The 5003-nt window shown below is 40.6% G+C and carries 6 protein-coding genes, 1 tRNA gene and 2 pseudogenes; 5 read left to right on the top strand and 4 right to left on the bottom strand.

Features of this window, described 5'->3' with window-relative positions:
- Positions 1-351, bottom strand: a 351-nt coding sequence (locus C232_RS0117975) for a recombinase family protein (protein ID WP_169338763.1), incomplete at its 3' end; no start/stop codon positions are given.
- A gap of 84 nt (positions 352-435) precedes the next feature.
- A pseudogene (locus C232_RS0117970) lies at positions 436-585 on the bottom strand (nitroreductase family protein); the annotation flags it as partial.
- Between the two features lie 234 nt (positions 586-819).
- Here C232_RS0117970 and C232_RS0117965 point away from each other — a divergent pair.
- Positions 820-903: transfer RNA gene (locus C232_RS0117965), tRNA-Leu, on the top strand.
- Positions 904-1091: 188 nt separating this feature from the next.
- On the opposite strand, the gene C232_RS19685 is transcribed toward C232_RS0117965, so the two are convergent.
- The gene (locus tag C232_RS19685; protein ID WP_081622802.1) at positions 1092-1415 is read right to left on the bottom strand and encodes a four-helix bundle copper-binding protein; all 324 of its coding nucleotides are present in this window, start codon (positions 1413-1415) and stop codon (positions 1092-1094) included.
- A 268-nt stretch (positions 1416-1683) separates the two neighbouring features.
- Positions 1684-1905 (bottom strand): DUF2933 domain-containing protein, encoded by a 222-nt coding sequence (locus C232_RS0117955; protein WP_018665490.1) that lies wholly within the window; start codon positions 1903-1905, stop codon positions 1684-1686.
- Between the two features lie 227 nt (positions 1906-2132).
- Between C232_RS0117955 and C232_RS0117950 the strand changes: the two genes are divergently transcribed.
- The 4 genes and pseudogenes from C232_RS0117950 to C232_RS20550 form a co-directional block, all read left to right on the top strand.
- The gene (locus C232_RS0117950; RefSeq protein WP_018665489.1) at positions 2133-2570 is read left to right on the top strand and encodes a hypothetical protein; all 438 of its coding nucleotides are present in this window, start codon (positions 2133-2135) and stop codon (positions 2568-2570) included.
- A 34-nt stretch (positions 2571-2604) separates the two neighbouring features.
- Entirely contained in the window at positions 2605-3996 is a 1392-nt protein-coding gene (locus C232_RS0117945) for a sensor histidine kinase (protein WP_018665488.1), read from the top strand.
- Positions 3971-4645: a response regulator transcription factor gene (locus tag C232_RS0117940; RefSeq protein ID WP_018665487.1), complete on the top strand. Its 675-nt coding sequence runs from the start codon at positions 3971-3973 to the stop codon at positions 4643-4645. The genes C232_RS0117945 and C232_RS0117940 overlap by 26 nt, the downstream gene beginning before the upstream one ends.
- 202 nt (positions 4646-4847) lie before the next feature.
- Positions 4848-5003, top strand: a pseudogene (locus C232_RS20550) (IS4 family transposase); the annotation flags it as partial.

The raw sequence follows: 5003 nt of genomic DNA, 5'->3' as shown, positions 1-5003 counted from the left end.
AGCGAGTTCCATTATTTTTAAGAGGCCTTTTCGTTTATCGTTTAGTCCGGAACCCACTTCATCAATAACGATAATGTCTTGATATTGATGAGAGTCTATTTTTTCCTTGATAATTTGAACTTGTCTTTCTAAATCCCCTTTCTTCTTTTGCTCATGGGAGGACACTCTGGCATATATAGCCAAAACCTTATGTTTTTTGGGCGTTTTTTTGTTGCCAAGCAAACGATCCAGTTCGCTTTGACTCAATCTTCTCATTCCACTCGGAGTTCTGATAAACGTTACTTTATTGTCTTTGTCCCATCTTTGAAGTGTTTTTACAGTTACACCTAATATTGCTGCGGCTTCATTCATTCTGTATAGTTTTTCCATAGAAGAATTATATACCCAAAAATATGTGCTTGTCTACCTGTGTATATAATATTGAAAACTGCTGTTTACCCGTGCACTTTGCGAGTTAAATGCAGACGGCGTATACTTTACCGCATGGTTTACTAGTTCATGGATACGCTCAGCCGGGACAACTTCTTCACTGCTGATGGCGTAAATCGAACGCCTTTTTTCGATTGCTTGATTAAAATCCTTCATGGCTTTATCTCCTCCATTTTGAAAATGGCGCTGCAATTGAGCGCGGAACCCACAAGATTCTTATTTCCCATTTACAGCCGGGATATTCTTATACCATTGCTTTTGGGTCCACACTTTCTTTTTAAAAACATGTGTTGAAAAAAGTTTTTCGGAAAAACTTAAAAAAAGCATTGCATTTTTTTTGCAGCCGTACTATAATAAATTTGTCGCTGATACAGCGAAACAAAATAATTTGCGGATGTGGCGGAATCGGCAGACGCGCTAGATTCAGGTTCTAGTGGTAGAAATACCGTATGGGTTCAAGTCCCTTCATCCGCATCACGAACAACAAGGATTTCAGCTATTTGGCTGGGATCCTTGTTTTTTTGTGGAGGAGTTTGCTAGCATTGTTCATGATATTATCAGCATGGTCCACACCGAGCCAGTTCAGGCTTCCTTCCAAAAATTCCCCAAATTCAAAAGCCGATTCTCCTTCAAAAGGGAATCGGCTTTTGAATTTTTGCCGTTTAAGCCATTTCCCGGCAAGCTTCCGCGCATCTGAAACAAATTTCGGCGCATTTTTGGCAATGCTCCTGGTCGTGTTTCTTGCATTCCTGGCCGCATGCTTCGCAAATTTCTGCACACAGGCTGCAAATTTGCTTCACAAACGGGCTGCTAGTTTGCATCGCTTGCAGTGCAAACGCACAAATGTCTGCGCAATCCCGATCCATGCGGATGCAGCCGGCCATCATTTTGACATTGTCTTCATTCAAGCAGGCGCTGTAGCACTGATTACAGGCTTCCATACATTCCCGGCAAGCATTGATGCATGCTTCATAGGACATCTTCATTGTATCTACCTCCAAATTTTGTCTTCCTTTATTCTTTGCCCCTGCCGCCATGTAATCAAACTGCAGATATCTGCGTATTTTTTATACCATTGCCTGTTTGGATGGGTCATGCGCAACGCAAGATAAAGTGAAACTTCCATCAGTAGGGGGTTTCTCATCCCCCATTGATGGTTACTTTTACAGGCAGTTGATCTCCCCCCTGTCTTCTTTTACATTGAATTTTGAGGCGGGAGTCTTAAGGCAGGATGAAATTTCATCCTGCCCTTTTTCACGATGTCTTCTTCTGATCCGGATAATCGGAGAATGCATCTACTCTTTCTTTCAATCTTTGATTTTCTTCTTCTAAATTCTGAAGTCTTCTATGCATCTCATGGTCATGTTCCTGAGGCGAATGCTGCCCATGCCCTCCACCATGGCCATGTCCCCCTCTCATCATGAATAGCATCATTAACGGGCATGCAAGAAACAACAAATAACTTAACCATTCCATTTGTGTTTCCTCCTTTCCTGTTTTCATCTTAAATTTTCCTAGTGCAGAAAATATCGAGATTTACAGCATTCATTTAAACTTCACGCTATGTTCACAACAACGTGCAACTTTTTATAAAATGCATCAATGTGCATACTTTCTTCAAATTTATGATTTATACTATCTTTGATCATTTTTTGCAGATACCATCAAATGCCAAGTCAATTAAAATACAGGAGATGAAAATGATGAATAAAAAAATAATGGGATTCATTGCAATATTGGGGTTTGTGCTCATCCTTGCAAGCTGCCAAAATAAAACCAGCCAGCAAGAGAACACTGAAGTTAAAAACGATGTCGGGCTTAGCGAGAAACAGGTAGAAGCCAAAATAAATGTGCAGCAAAACGGCAAAAATAATCTGTATGCTGTCAACTTAACATTCGGAAAGCTCAATAAGAAAACAGCCGGAAAAGTATTGACAGATATGGACTGCGCCGCGGACAAAAAAGGCGTAAGCCGCTGTAAATCTAAAATTAAGTTAGCGAACGGAAACGTGATTAAAGTGATTTCGCCACATAATATGGAATATTACCGCTGCTATAATACAGGAGAAAAAGTGAATGTCATTCCAGGAAAAGACGGCCAAACCTATATACAGGTAAAAACTTCATCGAAGGCAAGTTAATTTTATCAGAGAATCCAAATGAGCGGGGGTGATGATGCTGAAATATTTAAATCATATTTCCTTTAAAATCGGTTTAATTTTCTTTGTGATCATGATTGACTTGGAAGGATTTGTAATTTTTTTCTTACACCAAAATATTGTCAGGGAACGCGTAAAAGATGAATTCAACTCACTTTTGCTGAGAGGCAACAGCCACCGGGACGTTCTGGAACAATATAATGATGCAAAAACCATTCACCATGTTGCTGTGATGGAATCAAAATCGGATCTCATTGTCATTGTATTGAACAAGAATAAAAAGCCCATTATTTCTTCGCGCCCGCTTGACCGGGATATGCGCAAAATACTCAACAAGCCAGTCAGTCATGTCTCACATAAAGGGAACATTATAGAGGGTGAATGGGAAAAAGAAAAATACATTGCATCCGTCAGCCCTTTTAAAAACGGCTATGTTTATATGTTTAAAGATACGAAACAAGTGCAGCAGCTGATTTCACAAATGAACCACCACTTTTGGATCGCCGGCTTGCTGGCATTTGGCATCACGTTCATTATGATTATTTTATTGTCCCGCATTTTGGCCAGGCCGCTGATTAATATGAAAGAAGCAACGAAAAAAATCACGAAAGGTGACTTATCTGTTGAAATCCCTGTTTACAGCAAGGATGAACTCGGCCAGCTTGCTGAATCGATTCGCACGCTTGCCCGTGAGTGGAATCACCTGCGCCAGGAAAGAAGCGAATTTCTGGCCTCTATTTCCCATGAACTGCGGACACCGTTGACTTATATCAAAGGCTATGCCGATATTGCACGGAAAAACAACCATGCCGATAACGAAACCTATTTAAACATCATTTACGAAGAAGCCGATAAATTGTCAGATATGATTAAAAATCTTTTTGATCTGGCAAAAATGGATCAGAATTCTTTTCAAATCCAAAAGCAAAACTTCCCGCTGCTTCCGATGCTTGAGCAAATTAAACATAAATTAAACCCGGCTTTCCGAAATAAAAAGATCACCTTAACAGTGATGTGTAATCCCCATATCCAGCTGATTGCAGATCCGGTTCGTTTTGAACAAGTCATTATGAATTTGCTGGATAACGCCTATAAATATTCCGGCCCGCATTCGCGCATCGCCCTTTCCGTAAAAAAGGAAGAGGGCATTTGGAAACTAATTATTAAGGATAATGGTAAAGGGATACCGGAGGAAGATCTGCCTTATATCTTTGAAAGGTTTTACCGGATTGATAAATCCAGGACCCGTTCACTCGGCGGGACAGGGCTGGGTCTTGCAATTGTAAAAGAAATTATTGAAGCCCACGGTTGGGAAATTCATGCAGACAGCCATATTGGTACAGGAACAACCATGGAAATTTGGTTTCAAGGAGGAGATATCATTGAAGAAACTGCTGCTCGTGGATGATGAGGAAAGGATGCTTAATCTGCTTGCATTGTATTTGGAACCAGCAGGATATACTTGTGACAAGGTGACACGAGGATCCGAGGCGGTCGGCCGTATTCAAACCAAAACATATGACTTGGTTCTTCTTGATATCATGATGCCGGAAATGGATGGTTGGGAAGTTTGCAGGCAAATCCGGGAGGTTAGTCAAGTGCCGGTGATCATGTTAACTGCAAGGACAGAGAAGCCTGATGTTGTCAAAGGGCTGAAAATCGGCGCGGACGATTATATATCCAAACCTTTTGATGAGAAAGAACTCCTCGCCAGAATTGCTGCGGTCCTGAGACGTTCAAGCCAGTATCTGAATGAAACGATAGAAAAAAACGGGTTAAAATGGGATCCTGCTTCCTTCCAAGTATCCTATCTGGATCAGTCTGTCAGCATGACGCCGAAAGAGTTTGCACTGCTTGGGCTGTTTTTGCAGCACCCAAACCAGGTTTTTTCACGCGAACAATTATTAACCTCAATTTGGGGATATCAAGTTGAAACGGAAGACCGCACCATTGACTCCCATATCCGAAACGTACGGGATAAATTAAGGGATGCGGAGTTCCCGATTTACGACCATTTACAGACGGTTTGGGGCGTTGGGTATAAATGGGTTTGGTAAAAAAATTGAAAAGGCAAAAAAGGAGATCGCCTGAATTTTTTAAGGCTCTCCTTATTTTTAACCGATAACTAAAACTTGAAACACTAAAATTCATTCTCATTACTTGTCTTACAAGGGTTTAGAGCAAAAATAAAAGCATGAACACTGGAAACTCGGTATAATTGAAGTGCTAACTAACAATTAATCGAGGAGTGTTCATGTTATGAAAATTATAACACAAAACGACCATCAATCTCTTGAAGTTTTATCTTCAATCGAAGCATTTTTTTTGCGTTTTCGCTTATCTCAAATTGCGAAGGTTTCAAACGCTGTAAAGACAAAAGGTGTTCCATTTCGAACGCTGTTCTGTTATTTGATC

The sequence above is a fragment of the Heyndrickxia acidiproducens DSM 23148 genome (assembly GCF_000374345.1).
Lineage (GTDB): Bacteria > Bacillota > Bacilli > Bacillales > Bacillaceae_C > Weizmannia > Weizmannia acidiproducens.
This window is presented reverse-complemented; position numbering and strand designations above follow the sequence as displayed.